Source organism: Burkholderia sp. BCC1993, assembly GCF_905339865.1.
GTDB lineage: Bacteria > Pseudomonadota > Gammaproteobacteria > Burkholderiales > Burkholderiaceae > Burkholderia.
Map to the genome: position 1 here is coordinate 199287 of NZ_CAJPGZ010000014.1, position 26130 is coordinate 225416.

At 68.8% G+C, this 26130-nt stretch carries 30 protein-coding genes; 26 read left to right on the plus strand and 4 right to left on the minus strand.

What is annotated here, in order from left to right; translation table 11 throughout:
* Positions 1 to 41 precede the first annotated feature (41 nt).
* Genes gspD through gspF form a run of 3 tightly spaced genes read left to right on the plus strand, consistent with a single transcriptional unit; the run spans position 42 to position 5084 of the window.
* Positions 42 to 2366, plus strand: coding sequence for a type II secretion system secretin GspD (gene gspD, locus U4Y91_RS24195; RefSeq protein ID WP_321807178.1), 2325 nt, complete (start codon positions 42 to 44; stop codon positions 2364 to 2366).
* Positions 2363 to 3862, plus strand: a complete 1500-nt coding sequence (gene gspE, locus U4Y91_RS24200) for a type II secretion system ATPase GspE (RefSeq protein ID WP_415750487.1) — start codon at positions 2363 to 2365, stop codon at positions 3860 to 3862. Before gspD ends, gspE begins: the two co-directional genes overlap by 4 nt.
* A 4-nt stretch (positions 3863 to 3866) precedes the next feature.
* Positions 3867 to 5084: a type II secretion system inner membrane protein GspF gene (gspF, locus tag U4Y91_RS24205; protein ID WP_321807179.1), complete on the plus strand. Its 1218-nt coding sequence runs from the start codon at positions 3867 to 3869 to the stop codon at positions 5082 to 5084.
* 30 nt (positions 5085 to 5114) lie between these two features.
* On the opposite strand, the gene U4Y91_RS24210 is transcribed toward gspF, so the two are convergent.
* Positions 5115 to 5525 (minus strand): hypothetical protein, encoded by a 411-nt coding sequence (locus tag U4Y91_RS24210; RefSeq protein ID WP_011882773.1) that lies wholly within the window; start codon positions 5523 to 5525, stop codon positions 5115 to 5117.
* 177 nt (positions 5526 to 5702) lie between these two features.
* Between U4Y91_RS24210 and gspG the strand changes: the two genes are divergently transcribed.
* Genes gspG through U4Y91_RS24250 form a run of 8 tightly spaced genes read left to right on the plus strand, consistent with a single transcriptional unit; the run spans position 5703 to position 11755 of the window.
* Complete coding sequence (gspG, locus tag U4Y91_RS24215) at positions 5703 to 6155, plus strand: type II secretion system major pseudopilin GspG (RefSeq protein WP_321807180.1); 453 nt, start codon at positions 5703 to 5705, stop codon at positions 6153 to 6155.
* A gap of 42 nt (positions 6156 to 6197) precedes the next feature.
* Entirely contained in the window at positions 6198 to 6755 is a 558-nt protein-coding gene (locus tag U4Y91_RS24220; RefSeq protein WP_321807181.1) for a GspH/FimT family pseudopilin, read from the plus strand.
* On the plus strand, positions 6752 to 7237 hold the full coding sequence (gene gspI, locus U4Y91_RS24225; RefSeq protein WP_321807182.1) for a type II secretion system minor pseudopilin GspI: 486 nt from the start codon (positions 6752 to 6754) through the stop codon (positions 7235 to 7237). The genes U4Y91_RS24220 and gspI overlap by 4 nt, the downstream gene beginning before the upstream one ends.
* Positions 7215 to 7919, plus strand: coding sequence for a type II secretion system protein J (locus U4Y91_RS24230; protein ID WP_321807183.1), 705 nt, complete (start codon positions 7215 to 7217; stop codon positions 7917 to 7919). The genes gspI and U4Y91_RS24230 overlap by 23 nt, the downstream gene beginning before the upstream one ends.
* A gap of 2 nt (positions 7920 to 7921) precedes the next feature.
* Positions 7922 to 9034: a type II secretion system minor pseudopilin GspK gene (gene gspK / locus U4Y91_RS24235; RefSeq protein ID WP_257775099.1), complete on the plus strand. Its 1113-nt coding sequence runs from the start codon at positions 7922 to 7924 to the stop codon at positions 9032 to 9034.
* Positions 9035 to 9058: 24 nt separating this feature from the next.
* Entirely contained in the window at positions 9059 to 10432 is a 1374-nt protein-coding gene (gene gspL, locus U4Y91_RS24240) for a type II secretion system protein GspL (RefSeq protein ID WP_321807184.1), read from the plus strand.
* On the plus strand, positions 10429 to 10935 hold the full coding sequence (locus tag U4Y91_RS24245) for a type II secretion system protein M (protein ID WP_321807185.1): 507 nt from the start codon (positions 10429 to 10431) through the stop codon (positions 10933 to 10935). Before gspL ends, U4Y91_RS24245 begins: the two co-directional genes overlap by 4 nt.
* 31 nt (positions 10936 to 10966) lie before the next feature.
* A complete protein-coding gene (locus tag U4Y91_RS24250; RefSeq protein ID WP_321807186.1) occupies positions 10967 to 11755 on the plus strand; it encodes a type II secretion system protein N in 789 nt (262 codons plus the stop codon).
* A gap of 25 nt (positions 11756 to 11780) precedes the next feature.
* Here the strand turns inward: U4Y91_RS24250 and U4Y91_RS24255 are convergent, their stop codons facing one another.
* Together U4Y91_RS24255 and U4Y91_RS24260 are read right to left on the minus strand one after the other, a co-directional pair.
* On the minus strand, positions 11781 to 13337 hold the full coding sequence (locus U4Y91_RS24255; protein WP_321807187.1) for an efflux transporter outer membrane subunit: 1557 nt from the start codon (positions 13335 to 13337) through the stop codon (positions 11781 to 11783).
* A gap of 273 nt (positions 13338 to 13610) precedes the next feature.
* Complete coding sequence (locus U4Y91_RS24260; protein ID WP_082088525.1) at positions 13611 to 13895, minus strand: multidrug ABC transporter ATPase; 285 nt, start codon at positions 13893 to 13895, stop codon at positions 13611 to 13613.
* Positions 13896 to 14071: 176 nt separating this feature from the next.
* On the opposite strand from U4Y91_RS24260, the gene U4Y91_RS24265 reads away from it, so the two are divergent.
* The 4 genes from U4Y91_RS24265 (at position 14072) to U4Y91_RS24280 (ending at position 17036) form a co-directional block, all read left to right on the plus strand.
* Positions 14072 to 14560 carry a MarR family winged helix-turn-helix transcriptional regulator gene (locus tag U4Y91_RS24265; RefSeq protein WP_124613189.1) on the plus strand — a complete coding sequence of 163 codons (489 nt, stop codon included), beginning with the start codon at positions 14072 to 14074 and terminating at the stop codon, positions 14558 to 14560.
* Between the two features lie 175 nt (positions 14561 to 14735).
* The gene (locus U4Y91_RS24270) at positions 14736 to 16298 is read left to right on the plus strand and encodes a DHA2 family efflux MFS transporter permease subunit (RefSeq protein ID WP_321807188.1); all 1563 of its coding nucleotides are present in this window, start codon (positions 14736 to 14738) and stop codon (positions 16296 to 16298) included.
* Between the two features lie 106 nt (positions 16299 to 16404).
* A complete protein-coding gene (locus U4Y91_RS24275) occupies positions 16405 to 16653 on the plus strand; it encodes a type II toxin-antitoxin system prevent-host-death family antitoxin (protein WP_321807189.1) in 249 nt (82 codons plus the stop codon).
* The gene (locus U4Y91_RS24280; RefSeq protein ID WP_321807190.1) at positions 16650 to 17036 is read left to right on the plus strand and encodes a type II toxin-antitoxin system VapC family toxin; all 387 of its coding nucleotides are present in this window, start codon (positions 16650 to 16652) and stop codon (positions 17034 to 17036) included. Before U4Y91_RS24275 ends, U4Y91_RS24280 begins: the two co-directional genes overlap by 4 nt.
* Before the next feature lie 21 nt (positions 17037 to 17057).
* Here U4Y91_RS24280 and U4Y91_RS24285 read toward each other — a convergent pair whose 3' ends face one another.
* Positions 17058 to 17984 carry a LysR family transcriptional regulator gene (locus tag U4Y91_RS24285; RefSeq protein ID WP_321807191.1) on the minus strand — a complete coding sequence of 309 codons (927 nt, stop codon included), beginning with the start codon at positions 17982 to 17984 and terminating at the stop codon, positions 17058 to 17060.
* A 139-nt stretch (positions 17985 to 18123) separates the two neighbouring features.
* Between U4Y91_RS24285 and U4Y91_RS24290 the strand changes: the two genes are divergently transcribed.
* The 11 genes from U4Y91_RS24290 (at position 18124) to U4Y91_RS24340 (ending at position 26108) form a co-directional block, all read left to right on the plus strand.
* The gene (locus U4Y91_RS24290; RefSeq protein WP_321807192.1) at positions 18124 to 18603 is read left to right on the plus strand and encodes a CidA/LrgA family protein; all 480 of its coding nucleotides are present in this window, start codon (positions 18124 to 18126) and stop codon (positions 18601 to 18603) included.
* Positions 18604 to 18616: 13 nt separating this feature from the next.
* The gene (locus tag U4Y91_RS24295) at positions 18617 to 19339 is read left to right on the plus strand and encodes an LrgB family protein (RefSeq protein WP_044845194.1); all 723 of its coding nucleotides are present in this window, start codon (positions 18617 to 18619) and stop codon (positions 19337 to 19339) included.
* Between the two features lie 211 nt (positions 19340 to 19550).
* Positions 19551 to 20087: a flagellar basal body-associated protein FliL gene (gene fliL, locus U4Y91_RS24300; protein WP_124486793.1), complete on the plus strand. Its 537-nt coding sequence runs from the start codon at positions 19551 to 19553 to the stop codon at positions 20085 to 20087.
* Between the two features lie 22 nt (positions 20088 to 20109).
* On the plus strand, positions 20110 to 21108 hold the full coding sequence (gene fliM / locus U4Y91_RS24305) for a flagellar motor switch protein FliM (RefSeq protein WP_321807193.1): 999 nt from the start codon (positions 20110 to 20112) through the stop codon (positions 21106 to 21108).
* Positions 21101 to 21592: a flagellar motor switch protein FliN gene (gene fliN / locus U4Y91_RS24310; RefSeq protein ID WP_321807194.1), complete on the plus strand. Its 492-nt coding sequence runs from the start codon at positions 21101 to 21103 to the stop codon at positions 21590 to 21592. The genes fliM and fliN overlap by 8 nt, the downstream gene beginning before the upstream one ends.
* Positions 21589 to 22149, plus strand: coding sequence for a flagellar biosynthetic protein FliO (fliO, locus tag U4Y91_RS24315; protein ID WP_321807195.1), 561 nt, complete (start codon positions 21589 to 21591; stop codon positions 22147 to 22149). Before fliN ends, fliO begins: the two co-directional genes overlap by 4 nt.
* 36 nt (positions 22150 to 22185) lie before the next feature.
* Positions 22186 to 22947: a flagellar type III secretion system pore protein FliP gene (gene fliP, locus U4Y91_RS24320; RefSeq protein WP_321807196.1), complete on the plus strand. Its 762-nt coding sequence runs from the start codon at positions 22186 to 22188 to the stop codon at positions 22945 to 22947.
* Positions 22948 to 22963: 16 nt separating this feature from the next.
* Complete coding sequence (gene fliQ / locus U4Y91_RS24325; RefSeq protein ID WP_006750427.1) at positions 22964 to 23236, plus strand: flagellar biosynthesis protein FliQ; 273 nt, start codon at positions 22964 to 22966, stop codon at positions 23234 to 23236.
* A gap of 28 nt (positions 23237 to 23264) precedes the next feature.
* Positions 23265 to 24056 (plus strand): flagellar biosynthetic protein FliR, encoded by a 792-nt coding sequence (fliR, locus tag U4Y91_RS24330; RefSeq protein WP_321807197.1) that lies wholly within the window; start codon positions 23265 to 23267, stop codon positions 24054 to 24056.
* 134 nt (positions 24057 to 24190) lie between these two features.
* A complete protein-coding gene (locus U4Y91_RS24335) occupies positions 24191 to 25195 on the plus strand; it encodes an ABC transporter substrate-binding protein (protein WP_321807198.1) in 1005 nt (334 codons plus the stop codon).
* A gap of 115 nt (positions 25196 to 25310) precedes the next feature.
* Complete coding sequence (locus U4Y91_RS24340) at positions 25311 to 26108, plus strand: ABC transporter ATP-binding protein (protein ID WP_321807199.1); 798 nt, start codon at positions 25311 to 25313, stop codon at positions 26106 to 26108.
* Positions 26109 to 26130: the final 22 nt, after the last annotated feature.

Genomic DNA, 26130 nt, shown 5'->3' on the forward strand with positions numbered 1-26130 from the left:
ACCGCCGGAAGTGGCCTGAGCCGGCATCGACCCAATCATCCATGACAAGAAATCGCTTCGTTATGCGGCGCATCGCGACGACCCTGATCGTCGCCGGCATCATCGTCTCGCAGGCCGCCTACGCTCAGGTCACGCTCAATTTCGTGAATGCGGACATCGACCAGGTCGCCAAGGCGATCGGTGCCGCAACCGGCAAGACCATCATCGTCGACCCCCGCGTGAAGGGGCAGCTCAATCTCGTGGCCGAACGTCCGGTGCCGGAAGACCAGGCGCTGAAGACGCTGCAGTCGGCGCTGCGCATGCAGGGTTTCGCGCTCGTGCAGGATCACGGGGTGCTGAAGGTCGTGCCGGAAGCCGACGCGAAGCTGCAGGGCGTGCCGACCTATGTCGGCAATGCGCCGCAGGCGCGCGGCGACCAGGTCATCACGCAGGTGTTCGAGCTGCGCAACGAATCGGCGAACAACCTGCTGCCGGTGCTGCGGCCGCTGATCTCGCCGAACAACACGGTCACCGCCTACCCGGCGAACAACACGATCGTCGTCACCGACTACGCGGACAACGTGCGCCGCATTGCGCAGATCATCTCGGGCGTCGACAGCGCCGCGGGCGCGCAGGTCCAGGTCGTGCCGCTGCGCAACGCGAACGCGATCGACCTCGCCGCGCAGCTGCAGAAGATGCTCGACCCGGGCGCGATCGGCAACAGCGACGCGACGCTGAAGGTGTCGGTCACGGCCGACCCGCGCACCAACTCGCTGATGCTGCGCGCGTCGAGCGCGTCGCGCCTCGCGGCCGCGAAGCGCCTCGTGCAGCAGCTCGACGCGCCGAGCGCGGTGCCCGGCAACATGCACGTCGTGCCGCTGCGCAACGCCGACGCGGTGAAGCTCGCGAAGACGCTGCGCGGGATGCTCGGCAAGAGCAGCGGCGACAGCGGTTCGTCGGCGTCGTCCAACGACGCGAACAGCTTCAACCAGGGCGGCGGCTCGTCGCAGAGCGGCAACTTCTCGACCGGCACGTCGGGCACCCCGCCGCTGCCGTCGGGCGGCCTCGGCGGTTCGTCTTCGTCGGCCTACGGCGGCAGCGGCTCGTCCAGCGGCGGCCTCGGCACGGGCGGCCTGCTCGGCGGCGACAAGGAAAAGAGCGACGACAACCAGCCGGGCGGGATGATCCAGGCCGACTCGGCGACCAACTCGCTGATCATCACCGCGTCCGACCCGGTCTACCGCAACCTGCGCTCGGTGATCGACCAGCTCGACGCACGGCGTGCGCAGGTCTATATCGAAGCGCTGATCGTCGAGCTGAACTCGACGACGCAGGGCAACCTCGGCATCCAGTGGCAGGTGGCGAGCGGCCAGTTTCTCGGCGGCACGAACCTGAACCCCGGGCTGGGCCTGGGCAACAGCATCATCAACCTGACGGCCGGCGGTGTAGCCAACGCGGCCGGCGGGATCACCGGAGGCGGGCTGGCCTCCAACCTCGGGCAGTTGTCCCAGGGGCTCAACATCGGCTGGCTGCACAACATGTTCGGCGTGCAGGGGCTCGGCGCGCTGCTGCAATACTTTGCGGGGGTGAGCGATGCGAACGTGCTGTCGACGCCGAACCTGATCACGCTCGACAACGAGGAAGCGAAGATCGTGGTCGGCCAGAACGTGCCGATCGCAACCGGCTCGTATTCGAACCTGACGAGCGGCACGACGAGCAACGCATTCAATACCTACGACCGTCGCGACGTCGGCCTGACGCTGCACGTGAAGCCGCAGATCACCGACGGCGGGATTCTGAAGCTGCAACTCTATACGGAGGATTCGGCGGTCGTCAGCGGGACCACCAGCGCGCAGACCGGCCCGACCTTCACGAAGCGCTCGATCCAGTCGACGATCCTGGCCGACAACGGCGAGATCATCGTGCTCGGCGGCTTGATGCAGGACAACTATCAGGTATCGAACAGCAAGGTCCCGCTGCTCGGCGACATTCCATGGATCGGCCAGCTGTTCCGTTCGGAATCGAAGGTGCGCGCGAAAACCAACCTGATGGTGTTCCTGCGCCCCGTGATCATCTCCGATCGCGGCACCGCGCAGGAAGTCACGGCCAACCGCTATGACTACATCCAGGGCGTGACGGGCGCGTACAAGTCAGACAACAATGTGATCCGCGACAAGGACGATCCGGTCGTCCCGCCGATGCCGCTCGGCCCGAGCCAGGGCGGCACGCCGGCCGGGAACCTGTTCGATCTCGACAAGATGCGCCGTCAGCAGCTGCAACGCCAGGTGGCGCCGGTGCCGGCCCAGCCGCTGCCGGAGGCAACGCCCGCGCAGCCGCGGAGCGTGCCGCAACAGCCGCTGACCGCCACGCCGGGAGCCTCGCAGTGAGCGACGTGCTCGCGTCCTCCGCTCACGACGGCACGCCCGGCGATCGGCAGCCGCCGTCGCCGCTCGCCGCGCGCCTGTTGCCGTACGGCTTCGCGAAGAGCGGCCAGGTGCTGATCGCGCACCAGCTCGACGACACGCTCGAGGTGTGGATCAGCGAACGCACGAACGATGCGGCGCTCGCCGAAATCGCGCGCAACTTCGGCTCGATCTCCGTGCATCGTGTGCCGGCCGACGAGCTCGCGCAGGCGATCAACCAGGCCTATGCGCGCCAGGACGGCAGCGCGGCGCAGATCGTCGGCGAGGTCGAGGGTGAAGTCGACCTGTCGCGGCTGATGCAGGACATTCCCGAAGTCGAGGATCTGCTCGAATCGGAAGACGATGCGCCGATCATCCGGATGATCAACGCGCTGCTCACGCAAGCGGCGCGCGAACAGGCCTCGGACATCCACATCGAGCCGTTCGAGAATGCATCGGTCGTGCGCTTTCGCGTCGACGGCACGCTGCGCGACGTCGTGCGCCCGAAGAAGGCGCTGCACGGCGCGCTGATCTCGCGGATCAAGATCATGGCGCAGCTCGACATCGCCGAGAAACGCCTGCCGCAGGACGGCCGCATCACGCTGCGCGTCGGCGGCCGGCCGGTCGACGTGCGCGTGTCGACGCTGCCGACCGGGCACGGCGAGCGCGCGGTGCTGCGTCTGCTGGAAAAGGATGCGCAGCGCCTGAACCTCGAAGCGCTCGGGATGGGCCGCGACACGCTCGTCCAGTTCGACAAGCTGATCGGCCGCCCGCACGGCATCGTGCTGGTGACGGGCCCGACCGGTTCGGGCAAGACGACGACGCTGTATGCGTCGATGTCGCGGCTCGAAACGGCGACGACCAACATCATGACCGTCGAGGATCCGATCGAATACGACCTGTCCGGCATCGGCCAGACGCAGGTGAACGAGCGGATCGGGATGACCTTCGCCCGCGCGCTGCGTTCGATCCTGCGCCAGGACCCGGACGTGATCATGATCGGCGAAATCCGCGACCTCGAAACCGCGCAGATCGCGGTGCAGGCGTCGCTCACGGGCCACCTCGTGCTCGCGACGCTGCATACCAACGATGCGGCGTCCGCCGTCACGCGCCTGACCGACATGGGCGTCGAGCCGTACCTGCTCGCGTCGTCGCTGCTCGGCGTGCTCGCGCAGCGCCTGGTGCGGCAGCTCTGCCCGGTCTGCAAGGAAGAACGGCACGAGGAAGGCCGCACCGTGTGGCATCCGGTCGGCTGCGACAAGTGCGGGCATTCGGGCTACACGGGCCGGCGCGGCGTATACGAACTGCTGGTGGTCGACGATTCGATCCGCACGCTGATCCACCGCAACGCGGCCGACGCGGAGATTCTCGCCGCGGGCCGCGCGGAAGGGATGCGCACGCTGCGCGACGACGCCGAGCGCTGGCTCGCGGCCGGTGCGACGTCGCTCGAGGAAGTGCTGCGCGTGACGGGAGGCGCATAGCGCGATGTCGGCATTCCGTTTCGAAGCAATCGATTCGGCCGGGCGCGCGCAGAAGGGCGTGATCGATGCCGACAGCGCGCGCGCCGCGCGCGGCCAGCTGCGCACGCAGGGGCTCACGCCGCTGGTGGTCGAGCCGGCCGCCAGCGCGAGCCGCGGCGCGCGCTCGCAGCGCCTCGCGTTCGGCCGCAAGCTGTCGCAGCGCGAGCAGGCGATCCTCACGCGCCAGCTCGCGAGCCTGCTGATCGCGGGGCTGCCGCTCGACGAGGCGCTCGGCGTGCTCACCGAGCAGGCCGAGCGCGACTACATCCGCGAACTGATGGCCGCGATCCGCGCGGAAGTGCTCGGCGGCCACTCGCTCGCGAATGCGCTGGGCCAGCATCCGCGCGACTTTCCGGAAATCTATCGCGCGCTCGTCGCGGCGGGCGAGCACACCGGCAAGCTCGGCATCGTGCTGTCGCGCCTTGCCGACTACATCGAACAGAGCAACGCGCTGAAGCAGAAGATCCTGCTCGCGTTCACGTATCCGGGGATCGTCACACTGATCGCGTTCGGCATCGTCACGTTCCTGCTGAGCTACGTCGTGCCGCAGGTCGTCAACGTGTTCGCGAGCACGAAGCAGCAGCTGCCGATCCTCACGGTCGTGATGATGGCGCTGTCGGATTTCGTGCGGCACTGGTGGTGGGCGATCCTGATCGCGGCTGCGCTCGTCGTGTGGGTCGTGAAGGCGACGCTGTCGCGCGACGGGCCCAGGCTCGCGTTCGACCGCTGGGTGCTGACCGCGCCGCTCGCGGGCAAGCTCGTGCGCGGCTACAACACCGTGCGCTTCGCGAGCACGCTCGGCATCCTGACCGCGGCCGGCGTGCCGATCCTGCGCGCACTGCAGGCGGCCGGCGAGACGCTGTCGAACCGCGCGATGCGCGCGAACATCGACGACGCGATCGTGCGCGTGCGCGAAGGCTCCGCGCTGTCGCGCGCGCTGAACAACGTGAAGACGTTTCCGCCGGTGCTCGTGCACCTGATCCGCTCCGGCGAGGCGACGGGCGACGTGACGACGATGCTCGATCGCGCGGCGGAAGGCGAGGCACGCGAGCTCGAGCGGCGCACGATGTTCCTGACGAGCCTGCTCGAGCCGCTCTTGATCCTGGCGATGGGCGGGATCGTGCTCGTGATCGTGCTGGCCGTGATGCTGCCGATCATCGAGCTGAACAACATGGTGCAGTGACGGCCTGACCGCCGGTCAGGCCACCGCCGTTCAACGCATGTAGATCGCGGGGGACGGCGTGTTCGCGGGGAGCTGGACTTCGGCGCGGGCGCCGTTGCGGTCGACGATGATCGAGCGGCTGCGCACTTCGGCGAGCTTCGCGCCGGGCGCGAGCTCCGCGCCGAGCGACACGGCGCGCGGCGGCTCGCCGCCGATGCCGACAATCGCGGCGCCGCCATGATCGAGCGCGAGAATGCCGAACAGGTGGATGTCCTGCACGGGATTCTTGTCGAGCTGGCCGCCGAAGAGCGCGGCGGCGTCCTCGGTGCGGATCGGCAACCGCGCGGCGGCGGCGGGCAGCGGCGCTTCGCGGGCCGACAGCGTGACGACCCAGTAGGTGGCCGTCGCGCACAAACCCGCGAAGAGGGCTAGGGAGAGGATCCGGATCGAGAGCGCGTTCATGCGCGCTATTGTACGGATGTATATGAAATTTGCGTTGGGTGAAAGCCCTCGGCAGTGCGCGCCTTACAATGCGTGCTCCGCGCCCGGGGGAAACGGAAGCTGGCCGTCAGGCAAACGTCCGGAATGCGCCGGGTGCGTCACTTAATCGACGACATTTTTTGGAAGAGGTAGTCAGTCATGCAAACGTGGATCACTCGCCGTAATGCGGCCGTGCGCCGTCAGCGCGGTTTCACGCTGATCGAGATCATGGTGGTGGTCGCGATCCTCGGGATCCTGGCGGCACTGATCGTGCCGAAGATCATGAGCCGTCCCGACGAGGCGCGCCGTATCGCCGCGAAGCAGGACATCGGCACGATCATGCAGGGGCTCAAGCTGTACCGGCTCGACAACGGCCGCTATCCGACCCAGGAGCAGGGCCTGAACGCGCTGACCCAGAGGCCGACCACCGATCCGATCCCGAACAACTGGAAGGACGGCGGCTATCTCGAGCGCCTGCCGAACGATCCGTGGGGCAACGGGTACAAGTACCTGAACCCGGGCGTGCACGGCGAGATCGACGTGTTCAGCTACGGCGCCGACGGCAAGGAAGGCGGCGAGAGCAACGATTCCGACATCGGTTCGTGGCAGTAAGCCTGCGCTGACCGTCCCGACGTTCTCCCCGTTCTTCACTTCATGCCCGCCCTTCGCACGCCCTTGCGCTCCGCTCGCGCTCGCCGCGATGCCCGCGACGGCCGCGACGGCCGCGTGCGGCGCGGCGCGGCCGTGACCGCGGCACGCGCGCACGCACGCGGCTTCACGCTGCTCGAGATGCTGGTCGTGCTCGTGATCGCGGGCCTGCTGGTGTCGCTCGCGTCGCTGTCGCTGACGCGCAATCCGCGCACCGACCTGCGCGAGGAAGCGCAGCGCATCGCGCTGCTGTTCGAGACGGCCGGCGACGAAGCGCAGGTACGCGCGCGCCCGATCGCGTGGCAGCCGACCGCGCACGGTTTCCGTTTCGACGTGAGCTCGCCCGACGGCTGGCACACGCTGCGCGACGACGTGCTGCGTCCGCGCGACTGGGACGGCGGCGTCACGGGCGCCGATGTCGACTATCCCGGATCCGACACGCGCGCGAGCCGCGTCGTGTTCGGTACGGAAAGCATCGACACGCCGGTGCGCGTGACGCTGCATTCGGCGGTCGGCAGCGCGACGATCGTCGGCACCGGCAACGGCCGCTACGAGGTGCAATGACGATGCGTCGTCGCCTGCCCTTTCCGGCCGCTTCCCGCCCCCCAAGGGGACTTCCTTCGGGGCACCCCAGGAGCACTTCCTCCGGAGACCGGCCTGCGGCCGGCCTCGTCGGGGCGCGTGGCTTCACGATGATCGAGGTGCTGGTCGCGCTCGCGATCATCGCGGTCGCGCTCGCCGCGTCGATCCGCGCGGTCGGCACGATGGCGACCAATGCATCCGATCTCCACCGCCGGCTGCTCGCCGGCTGGAGTGCCGACAACGCGCTCGCGCAACTGCGCCTCACGCATGCGTGGCCGGAGGTCGGCGAACAGAGCTTCGACTGTTCGCAGGGCAACCTGCAGCTGGTCTGCACGCAGCGCGTGAGCACGACGCCGAACCCGGTGTTCCGGCGCGTGCAGATGTCGGTGAGCACGCCGGGGCGCGCCGGCGTGCTCGCGCAAATGGTGACGGTGGTCGCGAATGAAACCAGCCGTCCGCTCTGACGCGCCGATGCCGCGCCGGCCCCTGCGCGCCGCCGGCTCGCGCCGCGTGCGAGGCTTCACGCTGATCGAACTGATGATCGCGATCGCGATCCTCGCGGTGGTCGCGATCCTGTCGTGGCGCGGGCTCGACCAGATCATGCGCGGCCGCGACAAGGTTGCGGCCGCGATGGAAGACGAGCGCGTGTTCGCGCAGATGTTCGACCAGATGCGCATCGACGCGCGGCTCGCCGCGACCGACGACGAAGCCGGCCAGCCGGCGATCGGCGTCGCCGGCAACACGCTGCAGATCGTCCGCGAGCTCGACGTGCCGGGCGCCGCGCCGCGGCTGCAGGTGGTCCGCTACCGGATCGCCGGCGGGCGCGTCGTGCGCTATGCATCGCCGCCGCTCGACGACGCGAACCGCCTGCGCGACGTGCTGAAGGACAGCAGCGTCGACGGCTGGAGCTGGGTCGCGCTGATGGGCGGCGTCGGTGCGATCGACGCGAAGCTGTACGTGCCGCGCGTCGGCTGGACCACCAACCTGCAGACGGCCAACGACGCGCTCACGCAGAACAACGATGCGCTGAAGGTGCCGCAGATCGGCAACGCGCCGCCGGCGCGGGCGGTGACGGGGCTGCAGGTCAGCATCGGCGCGACGTCGCTGCGCGTGCCCGTCACGCGCATCTTCCTCGTCGGGGAATGACGATGCGCGCGCGCCCTCACCGTACCCGGTTCGCCGCGCGTGGCGCCGCACGCGGCCGCCGCGAGCGCGGCGCGGCGATCATCACCGCGCTGCTCGTCGTCGCGCTGTCGGCGATCCTCGTGTCGGGGATGCTGTGGCGCCAGCAGGTGCAGATTCGCCGCATCGAGAACCAGCGCGTGATCGCGCAGGCGCAGTGGGTCGCACGCGGCGCGCTCGACTGGACGCGCATGATCCTGCGCTCCGAGGGCGACACGGCGCCCGGCATCACCTATCTCGGCGGGATCTGGGCCGTGCCGATCGCGAAGACCAAGCTGTCGGATTTCCTCGGCCGGATCGGCGCGCCGAACGACAACGGCGGCGAAGACACCTACATCTCCGGATCGATCGAGGACGCGCAGGCGAAGTACAACCTGCGCAACCTCGTGTCGTCGCCGGCGCCCGGCGTGCTGCAGCTCAACGCGATGCAGCTCAAGGCGTTCCAGCGGCTGTTGACGACCCTCGGCTACGACGGCGCGCTCGCGAAGCGGATCGCGCTGCAGATGCGCGCGGGCCTGATGCACTCGGCGACGCGTTTCCAGACGCCGGCGCTGCCCGGCGCCGGTACGGCCGCGACCGCGCCGGTGCCCGGCGGCGACATGACCGGCAACGTCACCGACGAGCCGGGGATGTCCGACAGCGACCGCGGGCCCGCGCCGCTCGTGATGACCGGCGTCGACAGCCTGCTCGACGTCGACGGCGTCACGCCCGAAATGGTCGCGCGGCTGCGCCCGTTCGTCACCGTGCTGCCGACCACGACGCCGGTGAACATGAACACCGCGCCGGCCGAGGTGATCGCGGCGCTGATGCCGGGGATGAGCGTGTCGTCCGCGCAGGCGCTCGTATCGCGGCGCGAGACCGTGTTTTTCCGCAACGTCGGCGACGTGCAGCTCGCGCTGCGCGGCGCCGGCGCGCCGAACGTGACGATCGACTCGAGCCTCGTCGACGTCAATTCGAGTTACTTCATCGTGCATGGCCGGATTCAGCACGATCGCGCGGAGGTCGATCGCACCTCGCTCGTGTATCGTGATCCGACCACGCACTCGACGCGGGTCGTGCGCATCCGCGACCAGCTATAACGACGCCATCCGGGAGAGGAGCTCTTGAGCACGCTGATTGTTTCTTTGCCGCCGCGCGAGCCGGCCGTGCCGTTGCAGGAATGGCAGTGGCCCGAGCTGCCGTTCACGCTCGTGGACAAGGCCGGCCAGGTGCAGCGCGCGGGCCGCGCCGCGCTCGCGCTGCTGCCGCGCGCGAACGCGACGGTGCTGATCGTCGCCGCGCGCGACGTGCTGCTGCTGGCCGCGACCGTGCCGCCGCTCAAGGGGCCGAAGCTGCGCCAGGCGCTGCCGAACATCGTCGAGGATCAGCTGATCCAGGATCCGCTCGGCTGCCATATCGCGCTCGATCCGGTCGCGCTGCCCGACGGCCGCCGCGTGCTGGCCGTCGTCGACCGCGCGTGGTTCCGCGCGATCTGCGATGCGTTCACCGCGGCCGGCCACCGGCACCTGAGCGCGGTGCCCGCGACGCGCTGCCTGCCCGCACCGCGCGCGCCGGCGGCGGAAGCAGCACCGGATGCGCATGCCGACGGTGAGGCCACGCAAGCCGACGCGATCACGGATGCGGTCGAGCCGCTCGCGCGCCCGACCGCGGTGGCCGCGGTGCTCGGCCTCACGACGGCGATCGAACCGGTGCTCGTGGAAGCCGGCGCGCAGCCGGCCGCGGCCGGTGCGCCGCGTCTCGAATTCGCGGTCGCGCGCGGCGCGCTCGGCGAAGGGTTCGCGGCGCCCGCGTCGCGCGCAGGCGGCACGCTTGCCGCGCTCGCGGGCGGCGGCGACGTCGAACTGTACGAACTCGGCGAACCGGGCGCGGAGCCGCGCCTCGCGTCGGTCGGTCGCGCCGACGGCCCGCTGCTGCCGGGCGCGCAGCCGCTGCCGTTCGACGCGTTCGCGCGGCGTGCGCTGACCGAGCGCTTCGATCTGTGCCAGTTCGAGTTCGAATCGCAGCCGTGGCGCTTCGACCGCGCGACGCTGAAGCGCCTGCGCGTGCCGATCGCACTCGCCGCGGCTACGCTCGGCGTCGCGGTGATCGGGATGAACCTGCACTGGTGGAAGCTGTCGCGCGAGCGCGACGCGCTGTCCGCGCAGATCACCGAGACGCTGCTGTCGGCCTTCCCGAAGACGACGACGGTGCTCGATCCGCCCGCGCAGATGCAGCGTCAGCTCGACCAGCTGCGCCTCGCGGCGGGCGAGCTGTCGCCGAACGATTTCCTCGCGCTGTCGAGCGGGCTGTCGCGTTCGATGGGCGCGCTGCCGCTGAACGGTATCGCGTCGCTCGATTATCACGACCGGCGGCTCGACGTCGGCTTCAAGCCGGAGGTCAAGGTCGACCCCGATTTCCCGCAGCGTCTCGCGCGCAACGGGCTGACCGGCGAAGTCGACAGCAGCACCGGCAAATGGACGATCCGGAGCCGCTCATGAAGACGGAACAACTGACCCAGACGCTGGCCCAGTTCTGGGGCGAGCGCACGCCGCGCGAGCGGACGCTGCTCGGCTGGGGCGGCGCCGTGCTGGCCGTCGCGATCGCGTATTCGGTGCTGTGGTCGCCCGCGGAGGAAGGCCGTGCGCGGATTCGGCGCGCGCTGCCGACGATGCGCCAGGAGCTCGCGCAGATGACCGCGCAGGCCAACGAGGCGAAGTCGTTGACGGCCGCGGCGCAAGGCGTCGCGCCGACCGGTCTTGCGCTGAAGGACGCGCTCACCGCGTCGCTGTCCGATCACGGGCTGCAGGGCGCACAGGTGCAGGTCGTCGGCAACGGCGTGCAGGTCCAGATGAAGAACGCATCGTTTCCGGTGTGGACGCAGTGGCTCGACGACGCGCGCCGGCAGTTCAAGGTGCAGGTCGGCGAAGCGCACGTGACCGGACTGAAGGAAGACGGCCAGGTCGACCTGACGGCCGTGATGCAACCCTCGACGCAGAAATGACGCAGTGGATGAAACCAGCGACGGTCGGCCGATGAGGCCAGGGATCAGGCGGCTCGTCGCCGCATTGCCGTGGGTGGTGGCAGGCGGGTTCGCGACGGCGCTGACGCTCGTCGCGCTCGCGCCGGCCGCGTGGATCGCGCCGCAGTTCGCGCGCGCGACCGGCGGCCACGTGAACCTCGTCGATCCGGACGGATCGTTGTGGCACGGGTCGGGCACGCTGATGCTCGCACCGGGCGCGGACCAGAGCGCGGCAACGCTGCTGCCGGGCCGGGTCGAATGGACCACGGGCTTCTGGCCGCTCCTGGCCGGGCGTGTGCAGATGCGCATGCGGCAGACCGAGGCGATGCCCGACGCCGTCACGCTCGACGCGACGTGGCGTGGCGCGGTGCTGTCGGCGGGCGCGATGGCCGTGCCCGCGTCGCTGCTTGCCGGGCTCGGCACGCCGTTCAACACGCTCGACCTGCAGGGTGACGTGCGGCTCGGCTGGACCGACTGGCGGATGATCGGCAACAACGCGTTCGGCCAGCTGACGGTGACGATCGATTCGATGAGTTCGCGCGTGTCGCGCGTGAAGCCGCTCGGGTCGTATCGCGCAGTGCTGCAGGCGAAGGGCCCGGGCGCCGATCTCGACCTGTCGACGACGCAGGGCCCGCTGTTCCTCGACGGGCACGGCAGCTTCGGCCCCGGCCAGGGTTCGTTTCGCGGCACCGCGCATGCGGCGCCCGAGCAGCAGGCGAACCTCGCGGGGCTGCTGAACCTGCTCGGCCATCCGATCGGCAACAACGAAGTGTCGCTGATCTTCGGCGACGCGACGCGCTGACGCGCGCCACCCTCTCCTTTCCGTCTTACTTCTGCGCGAGCGGCACGGCGGCCGACGGTGCGGTCGCGGCCGGCGCCGCCGCACCGGATGCCGGTGCCGGTGCCGCCACGTCGCCCGTTTCGCGCGCCATGTCCGACGCATCCCAGCCGCCGCCGAGCGCCTTCACGAGCCCGACCGACGACACCATCCGCTGGCCGGCGATCGTCGCGAGCTTCTGCTGCGCGGTGAACGCGGTGGTCTGCGCGGTCAGCACGTTCAGGTAGGCGACCGTGCCGGCCTTGTACTGGTTCGTGACGATCGCGAGCGCGTGCTGGGCGCTGTCGACGGCCTGCCGCTGCACGTCGACTTCCTGCGCGAGGATGCGCTGCGACGCGAGGTTGTCCTCGACGTCCTGGAACGCAGTGAGCACCGCGAGGCGGTACGCGGCGACGTCCTGGTCGTAGGTCGCGCGCGCGGCATCCGTTTGCGCGGCGCGCAGGCCGGCGTCGAACAGCGTCGCCGCGAGTTGCGGGCCAACCGTCCAGAACCGCGCGGGCAGCGTGAACAGTTGCGACCACACCGAGCTCTGGAAGCCGCCGGTGGCCGACAGCGTAAGCGTCGGGAAGAACGCGGCGATCGCGACGCCGATCTGCTCGTTCGCGGCCGCCGCGCGGCGCTCGGCCGCCGCGATGTCGGGCCGGCGCTCGAGCAGCGCGGACGGCACGTCGACCGGCGTGATCGGCGGCTCCGCCGCGAGCGGGTTCGGCGCCAGCGAGAACGTCGATGCCGGTTCGCCGATCAGCGTCGCGATCGCATGCTCGTACTGCGCGCGCGCGACGCCGTTGTCGATCGCCGCGGCCTGCGCGCTCTGCAGCTGCGTCTGCGCCTGGATCACGTCCGCGCGCGCGGCGACGCCCTGCGCGTACTGGTTCTGCGTGAGCTTCAGCGATTCGCCGTACGACTTCACGGTGTCGTCGAGCAGCTTCTGCAGCGCATCGGCGGTGCGCAGCTGGAAGTAAGTCTGCGCGAGCAGCGCCTGCTGCGACAGCCGCGCGTTCGCGAGATCGGCCGCGGCGGCCGCTTCGCCGGCGCGCTGCGCGCTGACGGTGCGGCTCACCTTGCCCCACAGGTCGGGTTCCCAGCTCGCATCGAGGCCGACGCTGTAGCTGTTGCTGATCGACGAACTGCTGCCGAAACCCGACGCGCTCGACGACGTGGACGCGCGCCCCGTGCGGGAGCGCGAGCCCGACGCGGTCAGCCCGACGGTCGGGAAGTACGCGGCACGCGCTTCGGCGACGAGCGCGCGGGCCTGCCGGTACGCGGCGGCCGATTGCGCGATGGTCTGGTTCGATGCGTTGAGCTTGCCGACCAGCGCGTCGAGCTGCGGGTCGTGGTAGACGCTCCACCACGGACCGCGGTCGGTGCGATCGGCGGGCTGCGCGACCTTCCAGCCGGCCGGCGCTTCCTTGAAGGCGGCGGGGATCGACGTGTCGGGCCGGTGATAGTCGGGCCCGACGGCGCAGCCGGCGAGCAGCACGGCCGTCGCGACGGCGACGGCGGCGCTCAGCGGGCGAAGGGCGCGCGGGAGGGGAGCGTACGGCATGGTGGTTTTCCTGTCGGGATGCTGCGGCCGGCGAGCGGCGTCGCGCGATGCGGTCGTCGTGCCGCTGGCGGACAAATGGTAACTGACGGCGGGAACGCCGCGCAGCCCTAAGGGTACGGTGCGCGGCGGCACGAATGTGTTACCGGCGCGGCCGGCCGGTTTACCGGTCATTACGGATCGCTTGCGCTCGAGGCAGGCGACGAATGCGGCGCAGACGACGCCGGGCCGCGGGGTGCGGCCGGCATTCGGTCGGGATGACGGGAGCGGGCGGTGTCAGTGGCAGCGCGCGGGTACCGGGACGGGATCGGCGGCGGACCGCCATGTCGACGGCTCCGTGGCCGCCGGCCGGCTCGTGCGGCGGGCGGCGCCCTTCGCGTTGCGCTGCCGGCGATGATCGAACCAGGCGAACCCGAGCGCCGCGAGCGATCCGCCCGGCACCACCAGCATCGTCACGTACAGCGCGATCTTCCAGCCGCGATGCGGCCCGGAGAACACATGATGAGCGGTATCGGTCAGGTTGCGGCGCAGCGCGCCGGCGGCATTTTTCAGGAACAGCATCGCGAACATCCTCGGGGTGCCCGGCAGCGCGGGCTGAGCGGTCAGAACATCGTCTCCGGCAGTGCAGCATGCACGTCGTAACTGGTTGCCTGAAATAATATTGACTAAGCAATCATTTTTCAAGATACTGGGCGCGTTTTGACCTGAAACGCACTGTTGCTGCGCGCGCAATTCGCATGAACGGCGGCCTCTACGATCCCGACACCATCGCACTGGAAACGAGCCTCGGTTATTACCTGACCAAGGCCCGGCAGGCGCTCGTCGAGCGAATGGACCGCGCACTCGAGCCGTACGACCTCACCGCGCAGCAGATCGGCGTGATCCTGCTGCTGTCGCGCGGCTATGCGCGCACGCCGTTCGAGCTGTCGCGCAAGATGTCGTACGACAGCGGTTCGATGACCCGGATGCTCGACCGCCTCGAGCGCAAGGGCCTGGTCGCGCGCTCGCGCAGCGAACAGGACCGCCGCGTGATCGAGCTGACGCTGACCGAGCGCGGCGCCGAGGCGGCCCGCGCGCTGCCGTCGCTGATCGCGACCGCGTTGAACGCGCAGCTCGCCGGTTTCTCGGCCGACGAACTCGCGCTGCTCACCGGCCTGCTGCAACGGTTCATCGCGAACGGGCCCGGCGACGCCGGCTGCCCGAAGCCCGACGAACCGGATTGCTGAGCGCAGGAGGCCCGATGTCTAGGTTAAGCATTCGCTTATTTCTCTGTCTGGGCAGAAGATGACAAGGCACGTGCTCCGTCTCTCCCCTCACCCGTTCCACCCGTCCGGGCCGTGCGATAGGGCGCGCCCGTGTGTTGTGCCGGCGCGCTGCGCGCGCCGCGTCTAGGAGATTCCGATGTCCGCCACCACGGCATCCGCCGCGCCACCTGCCGCCCAACCCGCGCCGCTCACCGGCGGCGCGCTCGCGCTCCTCACCGTCGGGCTCGCGCTCGGCACCTTCATGGAAGTGCTCGACACGTCGATCGCGAACGTCGCGGTGCCGACCATCTCGGGCAGCCTCGGCGTCGCGACGAGCGAAGGCACGTGGGTGATCTCGTCGTATTCGGTTGCGTCCGCGATCGCGGTGCCGCTGACCGGCTGGCTCGCACGGCGGGTCGGCGAGGTGCGCCTGTTCACGATGTCGGTGCTGGCGTTCACGATCGCGTCGGCGCTGTGCGGCCTCGCGTCGAACTTCGAGACGTTGATCGCGTTCCGGCTGCTGCAGGGCCTCGTGTCCGGGCCGATGGTGCCGCTGTCGCAGACGATCCTGATGCGCAGCTACCCGCCCGCGAAGCGCGGGCTCGCGCTCGGGCTATGGGCGATGACGGTGATCGTCGCGCCGATCTTCGGCCCGTTGCTGGGCGGCTGGATCAGCGACAACTACACGTGGCCGTGGATCTTCTACATCAATCTGCCGATCGGCATCTTCTCCGCGGCCTGCGCGTACTTCCTGCTGCGCGGCCGCGAGACGAAGACGACGAAGCAGCGGATCGACGCGATCGGCCTCGCGCTGCTCGTGATCGGCGTGTCGTGCCTGCAGATGATGCTGGACCTCGGCAAGGACCGCGACTGGTTCAACTCGAGCTTCATCGTCGCGCTCGCGCTGATCGCGGTCGTGTCGATCGCGTTCATGCTCGTGTGGGAAGCAACCGAGAAGGAGCCGGTGGTCGACCTGTCGCTGTTCAAGGACCGCAACTTCGCGCTCGGCGCGCTGATCATCTCGTTCGGCTTCATGGCGTTCTTCGGCTCGGTCGTGATCTTCCCGCTGTGGCTGCAGACGGTGATGGGCTACACGGCCGGCAAGGCCGGCCTCGCGACTGCGCCGGTCGGGCTGCTCGCGCTGGTGCTGTCGCCGCTGATCGGGCGCAACATGCACCGGCTCGACCTGCGGATGGTCGCGAGCTTCGCGTTCATCGTGTTCGCGGGCGTGTCGGTCTGGAATTCGACGTTCACGCTCGACGTGCCGTTCAACCACGTGATCCTGCCGCGGCTCGTGCAGGGGATCGGCGTCGCGTGCTTCTTCGTGCCGATGACGACGATCACGCTGTCGAGCATCTCCGACGAGCGGCTCGCGAGCGCGTCCGGGCTGTCGAACTTCCTGCGCACGCTGTCCGGCGCGATCGGCACCGCGGCCAGCTCGACGTTCTGGGAGAACGATGCGATCTATCACCACGCGCGGCTGTCGGAATCGGTGAGCATCTACGCGCAGAACACGACCGACTACCAGGGCGCGCTCGCGCAGCTCGGGATCGTCGGGCAGACGGCCAACGCGCAGCTCAACCAGCTCGTCACGCAGCAGGGCTTCATGATGGCGACCAACGATTTCTTCCATCTGTCGGCGGGCGTGTTCATCGCGCTCGCGGCGCTCGTGTGGATCACGAAGCCGAGGAAAGGCGCGGGGCCGGCGATGGGGCACTGAACGCGGAGGCTGGACCGTTTTCGCTTGACCTTGTCCGTCTTGCAAGCCCGTTCCATTCGGACTAAGCTAAGTGAATTACTGAACTTAGTTCACACGGGATGAGGTAATGCAGACCTACAACATGCATGACGCGAAGACGAATCTGTCGCGTTTGATTGACGAAGCCGTCCACGCGGGCGAACCATTCGTGATCGCGAAAGCCGGCAAGCCGCTCGTCAAGGTGGTGCCGATCAATGCGCCTGAAGCCGTTCCCCCGGCTCGGATCGGCTTCATGAAGGGACAGATTCAGGTTCCCGACGATTTCGACACGATGGGTGACGAGGCCATTCGGAAGCTGTTCGAGGGCGACGCGTGAAAGTCCTGCTCGACACCCATCTGCTCCTTTGGGCGGCGGCCGACGCTGCGGAACTACCGAGCAGCGCCCGGTCGATCATTCAGGATCCGGCTCATACCCTGTTTTTCAGTGTCGTGAGCCTCTGGGAAATCGTGATCAAGCGTGGACTGGATCGGGACGATTTCCAGGTCGACCCCCATGTGCTCCGTCGCAACCTGCTCGATGTCGGCTACGTGGAATTGCCGATCACGAGCGCGCACGTTCTCTGCGTCGAGCAGTTGCCGGCGGTCCATCGCGATCCGTTCGATCGGCTATTGATCGCGCAGGCAATTTCGGAAGGTGTATCGCTGCTCACGCACGACCACACCGTTGCGCGGTACGCGGGCCCGATTCAGCACGTCTGATTTCTGCCCGCGCCGCGCGCCTCACTCCCGCGCCCGCAACCCGCCGAAGGCCAGATCGTCGCCCGACGCGATCGGCAGCGTCGCCCGCGCGACGTCGAGCCACGCCCGCGCCGCGTGCGACAGGTAACCCTTCTTCAGCCAGCCGAGCGCGATCGCCCAGGTGATCTCCGGCTCGACGATCGGCCGGCACGTGAACTGCCGCGCATCGAGCCGCCGGCAGTACGGCTCCGGCAACAGCGCGATGCCGACCCCCGCGTGCACCAGCGCGGCCATGAAATCCCAATGACCGCTGCGGCTCACGATCGACGGCGTGAAGCCGACCTGCCGGCACGCGTCGAGCACCGCGTCGTGCAGCGCGAGGCTTTCCGCGTAGAACACGAACGACTCGCGCGCCAGATCGGCGAGCGGCACGGCCGTGTGATCCTCCCAGCGCGACTCGCGCGGCGCGACCAGCCACAGCGGCGCGCGTACCATCGGCAGTCGTTCGAACGTGGCGGGATCGACCGGCTCCAGCAGCCCGCCGAGCTCGAGCTCGCCCGACATCAGCGCGGCCTCGATCATCCGCGCGCCCTGCTCGAACAGCTTCAGCTCGATGTTCGGATAACGCTGCTTGTACGCGGCGATGATCGGCGTGAACAGCGACCCGCCGAGCGGCGGAATGCCGATCGTCAGCTCGCCGCGCCCGAGCGTGCCCAGATCCTTCAACTCCGACTGCAGCTGCGCCTGCGCGGCGAGCACGTCCTGGCCGCGCTGGAACACGATCCGCCCCGCGTCGGTCAGCACCATCTGCCGGCCGTCGCGCAGCAACAGCGGCGAGCCGATCTCGTCCTCGAGCGCCTTCACCATCTTGCTGATGGTCGGCTGCGTGACGAACAACCGGTCGGCGGCCGCCGTGAAGCTCTGCTGACGGACCACCTCGACGAAGTACCGCAGCGCGCGCAATTCCATCGATGACTCCCCAAGTTGGTGCAACGAACCAAGATGAATTCCGAATTGGAATGACAAGGATAGAGACAAGTCATTTTATTTATGGTTAGGGGAAACCCTATACTCACACCATCAACGCAATATCTGTATGGAGCCCGCCATGACCAAGCCGATCGCTACTGCCGCCGCCCGCCCCGCCGCCGCCGCGGGCAACGTTGCGCGTACGGGCCGGATCGTGCTGCAGGCCGCCGCGCTCGGCGTGCTGTGGATGGCGGTCGACTGGGCCGTGCGCGCGGTCGGGTTGCCGGTGCCGTCCGGCGTCGTCGGCCTCGCGGTGCTGCTCGCGCTGCTGTTCTCGGGCCGCGTCGCGCCTGCGTGGGTGAAGGACGGCGCGAACTGGCTGCTGTCCGACATGCTGCTGTTCTTCGTGCCGGCCGCCGTCGCGGCCGTCCAGTACGGCGGGCTGTTCCGCGAGGACGGCTGGCGCATCGCGCTGGTCATGCTCGCCGGCACCGCGTTCGTGATGGTCGCGGTGGCGGTGGCGGTCGACCTCGCCGCGAAGCTCGAGCGCCGGCTCGCCGCGCAGCGTGTGTTCGCCGAGCGCCGCCGCGCGCGCCTCGCGACCGTGTCGGCCCACTGAGCCGGAGCCTGCGATGCTTGCGCTGCTGTCGAACCTGTCCGCCGACCGGGTGAATACCGCGATTTCCGTCGGCTGCTTCGTGCTGACGGTCGTCCTGTATTTCGTGTCGAAGCGGCTCTACGCATACAGGAAGACGCTGCTGTTCTCGCCGCTCGTGTTCGTGCCGGGCGTGCTGGCGCTGCTCGTCGTGCTGACCGGCATCCCGTATTCGGTCTACTTCCGCGACACGCGCTGGTTGATGTGGCTGCTCGGCCCGGCGACGATCGCGTTCGCGGTGCCGATCTACGAGTATCGCGACCTGATCCGCCGCCACTGGCTGTCGCTGTCGGTCGGCGTCGCGGTCGGGATCGGCGCGGGTGTGTGCGGGTCGCTGCTGCTCGCGAAGCTGCTGCACCTGTCGCCCGAGCTGCAGCGCTCGCTGATGACGCGCTCGGTTTCGACCCCGTTCGCACTCGCCGTGTCCGACAAGATCCACGCGCCGAAGGATCTCACCGCGCTGTTCGTGATCGCGACCGGCATCTGCGGGATGCTGCTCGGCGAGATCGTTCTTGCGCTGGTGCCGATGCGCACGCGGCTCGCGCGCGGCGCGCTGTTCGGCGCGGCCGCACACGGCGTGGGCACGGCGAAGGCACGCGAGATTGGCAGCGAGGAAGGCGTCGTGTCGAGCCTCACGATGATGATCGCGGGCGTCGCGATGGTGCTGATCGCGCCGCTGCTGTCGCTGCTGCCGATCTGACGATGCGCGGGCGGGCGCCGCTGCCCGCCCTTCCCGCCTGAAGGCCCGGATGCCCGCCGGTCGCCTGCCTCACCCCTCGCAGACGCTTTTTTCCCGCCGCTCGCACCCTGCAACGCGCCGATACCCGGCCGACACCCGGCCGACAATCGGCTGAGATAGCCGCAATTCCCCCCTCTTTTCCGCCCATCGGGCTCGGCCCGGATGCCGAACAATGCATGCTACGAGACATCACGCACGCATTCACATGGCCTCCACGACCGCAAACCCGACTGCCGACAAGCCGGCTTCGTCCGGCAAGTTCAAGCGCATCGCGCTCATCGCCGTCATCGCACTGGGCGCAGCGGCCGCCGCCGCGGGCGGCATGTACGTGTTCCTGAGCAAGACCGGCGTCGGCCATGCGAGCGCGCCCGCCGAACCGGCGCCGCTGGCCGCCCCGGTGTTCTTCCCGCTCGACCCGCTCACCGTCAACCTGCAGTCGGACGACGGCGTGCAGCACTACCTGCGCGTCGGCCTGTCGCTGAAGCTCACCGACCCGAAGGCGCAGGAGCAGCTGACCGCGCGCATGCCGGAGACCCGCAGCCGGATCCTGCTCGCGCTGTCGAACAAGCATCCCGAGGATCTCGCGACGCCGGACGGCAAGCGTTCGCTCGCGAAGGAGCTGCGTGAGCTGATCGAACAGCCGACGCAGCCGGGCAACCAGCGCGCGAAGGTCGACGACGTGCTGTTCACCGAATTCGTCGTCCAGTAACGCGGCCGGAAAAGGAGCGCGCATGGGCCACCAGGAGTTCATGTCCCAGGAGGAGGTCGACGCCCTCCTCAAGGGCGTCACGGGCGAAACCGACGCAATCGACGAGCAGCGCGATACGTCGGGCGTCCGCCCCTACAACATCGCGACGCAGGAGCGGATCGTCCGCGGCCGGATGCCCGGCCTCGAGATCATCAACGACCGCTTCGCGCGCCTCTTGCGGATCGGCATCTTCAACTTCATGCGGCGCACGGCGGAAATCTCCGTGAGCCAGGTGAAGGTGCTGAAGTACAGCGAGTTCACCCGCAACCTGCCGATCCCGACGAACCTGAACCTGGTGCACGTGAAGCCGCTGCGCGGCACGTCGCTGTTCGTGTTCGACCCGAACCTCGTGTTCTTCGTCGTCGACAACCTGTTCGGCGGCGACGGGCGTTTCCACACCCGCGTCGAGGGCCGCGACTTCACGGCCACCGAGCAGCGGATCATCGGCAAGCTGCTGAACCTCGTGTTCGAGCACTACACGACCGCGTGGAAGAGCGTGCGGCCGCTGCAGTTCGAATTCGTGCGCTCGGAGATGCACACGCAGTTCGCGAACGTCGCGACGCCGAACGAGATCGTGATCGTCACGCAGTTCTCGATCGAGTTCGGGCCGACGGGCGGCACGCTGCACATCTGCATGCCGTACTCGATGGTCGAGCCGATCCGCGACGTGCTCGCGTCGCCGATCCAGGGCGAGGCGCTCGAAGTCGACCGCCGCTGGGTGCGCGTGCTGTCGCAGCAGGTGCAGTCGGCCGAGGTCGAGCTGACCGCGGATCTCGCCGAGATCCCGTCGACGTTCGAGAAGATCCTGAACCTGCGAGCGGGCGACGTGCTGCCGCTGGAGATCGCGGACACGATCACCGCGAAGGTCGACGGCGTGCCGGTGATGGAATGCGGCTACGGCATTTTCAATGGTCAATATGCGTTGCGCGTACAGAAGATGATCAGCGCGGGCGACACGATGAAGGAAGGTGGATATGAGTGAGCTGAACCCGACGACCGAACTCGACCCGCAGGCACTCGCCGACGCGGCCCTCGCGGAATCGGCCGCGGCCGTGCAGGCGGCACCCGCCGCCGCGGAAGAGGATTCGGGCCTGGACGACTGGGCGGCCGCGCTCGCCGAGCAGAACCAGCAGCCGGTGCAGGCGGGCGCGACCGGCGCCGGCGTGTTCCAGCCGCTGTCGAAGGCCGCGGCCAGCTCGACGCACAACGACATCGAGATGATTCTCGACATCCCGGTCAAGATGACCGTGGAGCTCGGCCGCACGAAGATCGCGATCCGCAACCTGCTGCAGCTCGCGCAGGGGTCGGTCGTCGAGCTCGACGGCCTCGCCGGCGAGCCGATGGACGTGCTCGTGAACGGCTGCCTGATCGCGCAGGGCGAGGTCGTGGTCGTCAACGACAAGTTCGGCATCCGGCTGACCGACATCATCACGCCGGCCGAACGGATCCGGAAGCTGAATCGATGAACGACGTGACGTCCGGCCGCCGCGCGCGCCTGTTCGCGATCGCGGCGGCGGCAGCCGTTGCCGCGTCGCTTGCGTGCGCGCCGGCCGGCGCCGCCGACATGAACGCGGTGAACAACGCCGGCGCCATCGCATCGAGCGTGACGGTCGGTTCGGCCGTGCCGTCGCTCGGCGTCGGCGCGGTGCTGCAGACGCTCGTCGGGCTCGCGCTCGTGATCGGCCTCGTGTTCGGCTGCGCGTGGCTCGCGCGCCGCTTCGGGTTCCAGCCCGCGCGGCGCGGCGGCCCGCTGAAGGTCGTGTCGAGCGTAGGGCTCGGCGCGAAGGAAAGCGCGACGATCGTCGAGATCGGCGACACCTGGCTCGTGCTCGGCGTCGCGCCGGGCAACGTGCGGCTGCTGCATACGCTGCCGGCCGGCTCGGCGGCGGCCACCGCGACGGTCGAGGCACCCGTCGGGGGCACCGCATCCGGCGGCGGCCAGCCGGGCACGTTCGGCGCGCGGTTTCGCGACGCGCTCGCGGGCGAAGCCGCGAAGCGCTTCGGACGCGGCAAGGACCGCTGACATGGCGTCGCGCCCTCTTTCCGTACTCGCATTCCGATGAAACACGAATTCCTGCGTCGCGCGGCGCGCTTCGCGCCCGCGCTGATCCTCTGCGCCGCCCCGGCGCTCGCGTGCGCGCAGGCGGCCGGCCTGCCCGCGTTCAACACCAGCCCGGGCCCGAACGGCGGCACCACCTATTCGCTGAGCGTGCAGACGATGCTGCTGCTCACGATGCTGTCGTTCCTGCCGGCGATGCTGCTGATGATGACGAGCTTCACGCGCATCATCATCGTGCTGTCGCTGCTGCGCCAGGCGCTCGGCACCGCGACGACGCCGCCGAACCAGGTGCTGGTCGGCCTCGCGATGTTCCTCACCTTCTTCGTGATGTCGCCGGTGCTCGACCGCGCGTACAGCGACGGCTACAAGCCGTTTTCCGACGGCTCGATGCCGATGGAGCAGGCCGTGCAGCGCGGCGTCGCGCCGTTCAAGACCTTCATGCTGAAGCAGACCCGCGAGACCGATCTCGCGCTGTTCGCGAAGATCTCGAAGGCCGCGCCGATGCAGGGCCCGGAAGACGTGCCGCTGTCGCTGCTGGTGCCCGCGTTCGTCACGAGCGAGCTGAAGACCGGCTTCCAGATCGGCTTCACGATCTTCATCCCGTTCCTGATCATCGACATGGTCGTCGCGAGCGTGCTGATGTCGATGGGGATGATGATGGTGTCGCCGTCCACCGTGTCGCTGCCGTTCAAGCTGATGCTGTTCGTGCTGGTCGACGGCTGGCAGCTCCTGATCGGCTCGCTCGCGCAGAGCTTCACGTAAGCGGAGGAAGCGCACGATGACACCCGAACAGGTGATGACGCTGGCGCACCAGGCGATGATGGTCGGCCTGCTGCTGGCCGCCCCGTTGCTGCTGGTCGCGCTCGCGGTCGGCCTTGTCGTGAGCCTGTTCCAGGCCGCGACGCAGATTAACGAATCGACGCTGTCGTTCATCCCGAAGCTGCTCGCGGTGGCCGCGACGCTCGTGATCGCCGGCCCGTGGATGCTGACGACGATGCTCGACTACCTGCGGCAGACGCTGCTGCACGTCGCGACGCTCGGCGCCGGCTGAGCGGCGCGCCAGGCTCCGTTCCGCCACGATGTTCTCGGTTACCTACGCGCAGCTCAACGGCTGGCTGACGGCCTTTCTGTGGCCGTTCGTGCGGATGCTCGCGCTCGTCGCGACGGCACCCGTGGTCGGCCATGCGGCGGTGCCGGTGCGCGTGAAGATCGGCATCGCCGCATTCATGGCGCTGGTCGTCGCGCCGACGCTCGGCGCGATGCCGGGCGTCACGGTGTTCTCCGCGCAGGGCATCTGGATCGTCGTCACGCAGTTCCTGATCGGCGCCGCGATGGGCTTCACGATGCAGATCGTGTTCGCGGCCGTCGAGGCGGCCGGCGACTTCATCGGCCTGTCGATGGGGCTCGGCTTCGCGACTTTCTTCGACCCGCATTCGAACGGCGCGACGCCGGCGATGGGCCGCTTCCTGAACGCGATCGCGATGCTCGCGTTTCTCGCGGTGGACGGCCACCTGCAGGTGTTCGCGGCGCTGGCCGCGTCGTTCCAGACGCTGCCGGTGTCGGCCGACCTGCTGCACGCGCCCGGCTGGCGCACGCTGGCCGCGTTCGGCGCGACCGTGTTCGAAATGGGGCTCCTGCTCGCGCTGCCGGTGGTCGCGGCGCTGCTGATCGCGAACCTCGCGCTCGGGATCCTGAACCGCGCGGCACCGCAGATCGGCATCTTCCAGATCGGCTTTCCGGTCACGATGCTGGTCGGGCTGTTGCTCGTGCAACTGATGATCCCGAACCTCGTGCCGTTCGTGTCGCATCTGTTCGAGATGGGGCTGGATGCGATGGGGCGGGTGTTGATCGGGTGGCGCCAGGCCGCTTGAGCCGCCGATTGCTGGAAAACCCCTAAAAGAACCGCCACCCCGCGAAAGGTTGCAGAAGGTTTCGCCTTCCTATACTCGTCAGGACGATGCAGCAAGCATCGCGCCATACGAATACAACGAAGGAGACGACCCCGATGCGACCCATCCTGCGCACCCTCGCCGTGGCAGCCAGCCTGAACTGCGCGCTCGCCGCTCACCCCGCTTTCGCCGACGACGGCGGCAAGATCACGATCATGGTCGGCGGGATCGCGAAGCTGATCTACCTGCCCGCGCGGCTCACGCAGGAGCTCGGCAACTTCAAGGCCGAAGGGCTCGACGTCGAGCTGCTGTCGCAGCCGGCCGGCGTCGACGCCGAGAACGAGCTGCTGGCGGGCGCCGTGCAGGGCGTCGTCGGCTTCTACGACCATACGATCGACCTCCAGAGCAAGGGCAAGGACGTGAAGGCGATCGCCGTGTTCGGCCAGGTGCCGGGCGAGGTCGAGATGGTGTCGACCAAGGCCGCGCCGACGTTCAAGTCGATGGCCGACGCGAAGGGCAAGACGCTCGGCGTGACGGGCCTCGGCTCGTCGACGAGCTTCCTCACGCAATATCTCGCGCTCGCGCACGGCGTGCCGTCGACGCAGTACACGATGCTGCCGGTCGGCGCCGACGCGAGCTTCATCGCCGCGATCAAGCAGGGCCGCATCGACGCCGGGATGACGACCGAGCCGACGGTGTCCGCGCTCGAGAAGATGGGCGACGCGAAGGTGCTGGTCGACCTGCGCACGCTGGAAGGCACGCGCGCCGCGCTCGGCGGCACCTATCCGGCCGCGAGCCTGTACGTGCAGTCGGCGTGGGCCGATTCGCACAAGGCCGAAGCCACCAAGCTCGCGCACGCGTTCGCGAAGACGATGCAGTTCATCCACACGCACAGCGCCGAGGAGATCGCCGCGAAGATGCCGGCCGACTACCAGAAGGACAAGGCGCTGTACGTGTCCGCGCTGAAGGCATCGCTGCCGATGTACACCGCCGATGCGAAGATGCCGGCCGACGGCCCGGCGACCGTGCTGAAGGTGCTGTCGGCGTTCAACCCGTCGGTGAAGGGCAAGCACATCGACCTGGCGCGCACCTACACCAACGATTTCGTGAACGCGAAGTAATCGATATCGGCGCCGGCGGCGGCGATCCCGTCGCCGCGCGTTCCCCGTTCCGGCCCGGCTGACCGGCCCGGCGCCGCCACGATGCGGCGCCCTCCTCACCCGCAGGACGAATGCGATGACCCAGGCAGTTTCTCCGAGCACACCGGCGATCGAGTTTCGCAATGTGTCGTGCCGCTTCATTTCGCCGGAAGGCAAGGCCACCGTCGCGCTGCGCGACTTCAGCATGAGCGTCGCGCGCGGCGAGTTCATCGCGATCGTCGGGCCGACCGGCTGCGGCAAGTCGACCACGCTGAACCTGATCACCGGGCTGTTGAAACCGGCTTCCGGCGAGGTGCGCGTGATGAACCGCCCGGTCGACGGGATCGATCCGCGCATCGGCTTCGTGTTCCAGGCCGACGCCGTGTTCCCGTGGCGCAACGTGATCGACAACGTCGCGGCGGGCCCGCTGTTTCGCGGCCGCTCGAAGGACGTCGCGTATACGCAGGCCGAGGAATGGATCCGCAAGGTCGGCCTCGACAAATTCACGAAACACTACCCGCACCAGCTCTCCGGCGGGATGAGGAAGCGCGTCGCGCTCGCGCAGACCTTCATCAACCAGCCGGAAATCCTGCTGATGGACGAGCCGTTCTCCGCGCTCGACATGCAGACGCGCACGCTGATGCAGGACGAACTGCTGCAGCTGTGGTCCGCGAACAAGGGCTCGGTCGTGTTCGTCACGCACGATCTCGAGGAGGCGATCGCGCTCGCCGACCGCGTGTTCGTGCTGACCGCGCGCCCCGCGACGCTCAAGCGCGTGTACGAGATCGACCTGCCGCGCCCGCGCGTCACGTCGGAGATTCGCTACGACACGCGCTTCATCGAAATTTCCAAGGACATCTGGCACGACCTGCGCGAAGAAGTGCAGATCGGCTGACAGCAGCAAGGACAGGACAGGA

What these genes read in the sequence shown, in the direction of transcription:
- gspD (WP_321807178.1), top strand. Translation starts at nt 42, where the DNA reads ATGACAAGAAATCGCTTCGTTATGCGGCGCATCGCGACGACCCTGATC.
- gspF (WP_321807179.1), top strand. Translation starts at nt 3,867, where the DNA reads ATGTCGGCATTCCGTTTCGAAGCAATCGATTCGGCCGGGCGCGCGCAG.
- U4Y91_RS24210 (WP_011882773.1), bottom strand. Translation starts at nt 5,525, where the DNA reads ATGAACGCGCTCTCGATCCGGATCCTCTCCCTAGCCCTCTTCGCGGGT.
- gspG (WP_321807180.1), top strand. Translation starts at nt 5,703, where the DNA reads ATGCAAACGTGGATCACTCGCCGTAATGCGGCCGTGCGCCGTCAGCGC.
- U4Y91_RS24220 (WP_321807181.1), top strand. Translation starts at nt 6,198, where the DNA reads ATGCCCGCCCTTCGCACGCCCTTGCGCTCCGCTCGCGCTCGCCGCGAT.
- gspI (WP_321807182.1), top strand. Translation starts at nt 6,752, where the DNA reads ATGACGATGCGTCGTCGCCTGCCCTTTCCGGCCGCTTCCCGCCCCCCA.
- U4Y91_RS24230 (WP_321807183.1), top strand. Translation starts at nt 7,215, where the DNA reads ATGAAACCAGCCGTCCGCTCTGACGCGCCGATGCCGCGCCGGCCCCTG.
- gspK (WP_257775099.1), top strand. Translation starts at nt 7,922, where the DNA reads ATGCGCGCGCGCCCTCACCGTACCCGGTTCGCCGCGCGTGGCGCCGCA.
- U4Y91_RS24245 (WP_321807185.1), top strand. Translation starts at nt 10,429, where the DNA reads ATGAAGACGGAACAACTGACCCAGACGCTGGCCCAGTTCTGGGGCGAG.
- U4Y91_RS24250 (WP_321807186.1), top strand. Translation starts at nt 10,967, where the DNA reads ATGAGGCCAGGGATCAGGCGGCTCGTCGCCGCATTGCCGTGGGTGGTG.
- U4Y91_RS24255 (WP_321807187.1), bottom strand. Translation starts at nt 13,337, where the DNA reads ATGCCGTACGCTCCCCTCCCGCGCGCCCTTCGCCCGCTGAGCGCCGCC.
- U4Y91_RS24260 (WP_082088525.1), bottom strand. Translation starts at nt 13,895, where the DNA reads ATGCTGTTCCTGAAAAATGCCGCCGGCGCGCTGCGCCGCAACCTGACC.
- U4Y91_RS24265 (WP_124613189.1), top strand. Translation starts at nt 14,072, where the DNA reads ATGAACGGCGGCCTCTACGATCCCGACACCATCGCACTGGAAACGAGC.
- U4Y91_RS24270 (WP_321807188.1), top strand. Translation starts at nt 14,736, where the DNA reads ATGTCCGCCACCACGGCATCCGCCGCGCCACCTGCCGCCCAACCCGCG.
- U4Y91_RS24275 (WP_321807189.1), top strand. Translation starts at nt 16,405, where the DNA reads ATGCAGACCTACAACATGCATGACGCGAAGACGAATCTGTCGCGTTTG.
- U4Y91_RS24285 (WP_321807191.1), bottom strand. Translation starts at nt 17,984, where the DNA reads ATGGAATTGCGCGCGCTGCGGTACTTCGTCGAGGTGGTCCGTCAGCAG.
- U4Y91_RS24290 (WP_321807192.1), top strand. Translation starts at nt 18,124, where the DNA reads ATGACCAAGCCGATCGCTACTGCCGCCGCCCGCCCCGCCGCCGCCGCG.
- U4Y91_RS24295 (WP_044845194.1), top strand. Translation starts at nt 18,617, where the DNA reads ATGCTTGCGCTGCTGTCGAACCTGTCCGCCGACCGGGTGAATACCGCG.
- fliL (WP_124486793.1), top strand. Translation starts at nt 19,551, where the DNA reads ATGCATGCTACGAGACATCACGCACGCATTCACATGGCCTCCACGACC.
- fliM (WP_321807193.1), top strand. Translation starts at nt 20,110, where the DNA reads ATGGGCCACCAGGAGTTCATGTCCCAGGAGGAGGTCGACGCCCTCCTC.
- fliN (WP_321807194.1), top strand. Translation starts at nt 21,101, where the DNA reads ATGAGTGAGCTGAACCCGACGACCGAACTCGACCCGCAGGCACTCGCC.
- fliO (WP_321807195.1), top strand. Translation starts at nt 21,589, where the DNA reads ATGAACGACGTGACGTCCGGCCGCCGCGCGCGCCTGTTCGCGATCGCG.
- fliP (WP_321807196.1), top strand. Translation starts at nt 22,186, where the DNA reads ATGAAACACGAATTCCTGCGTCGCGCGGCGCGCTTCGCGCCCGCGCTG.
- fliQ (WP_006750427.1), top strand. Translation starts at nt 22,964, where the DNA reads ATGACACCCGAACAGGTGATGACGCTGGCGCACCAGGCGATGATGGTC.
- fliR (WP_321807197.1), top strand. Translation starts at nt 23,265, where the DNA reads ATGTTCTCGGTTACCTACGCGCAGCTCAACGGCTGGCTGACGGCCTTT.
- U4Y91_RS24335 (WP_321807198.1), top strand. Translation starts at nt 24,191, where the DNA reads ATGCGACCCATCCTGCGCACCCTCGCCGTGGCAGCCAGCCTGAACTGC.
- U4Y91_RS24340 (WP_321807199.1), top strand. Translation starts at nt 25,311, where the DNA reads ATGACCCAGGCAGTTTCTCCGAGCACACCGGCGATCGAGTTTCGCAAT.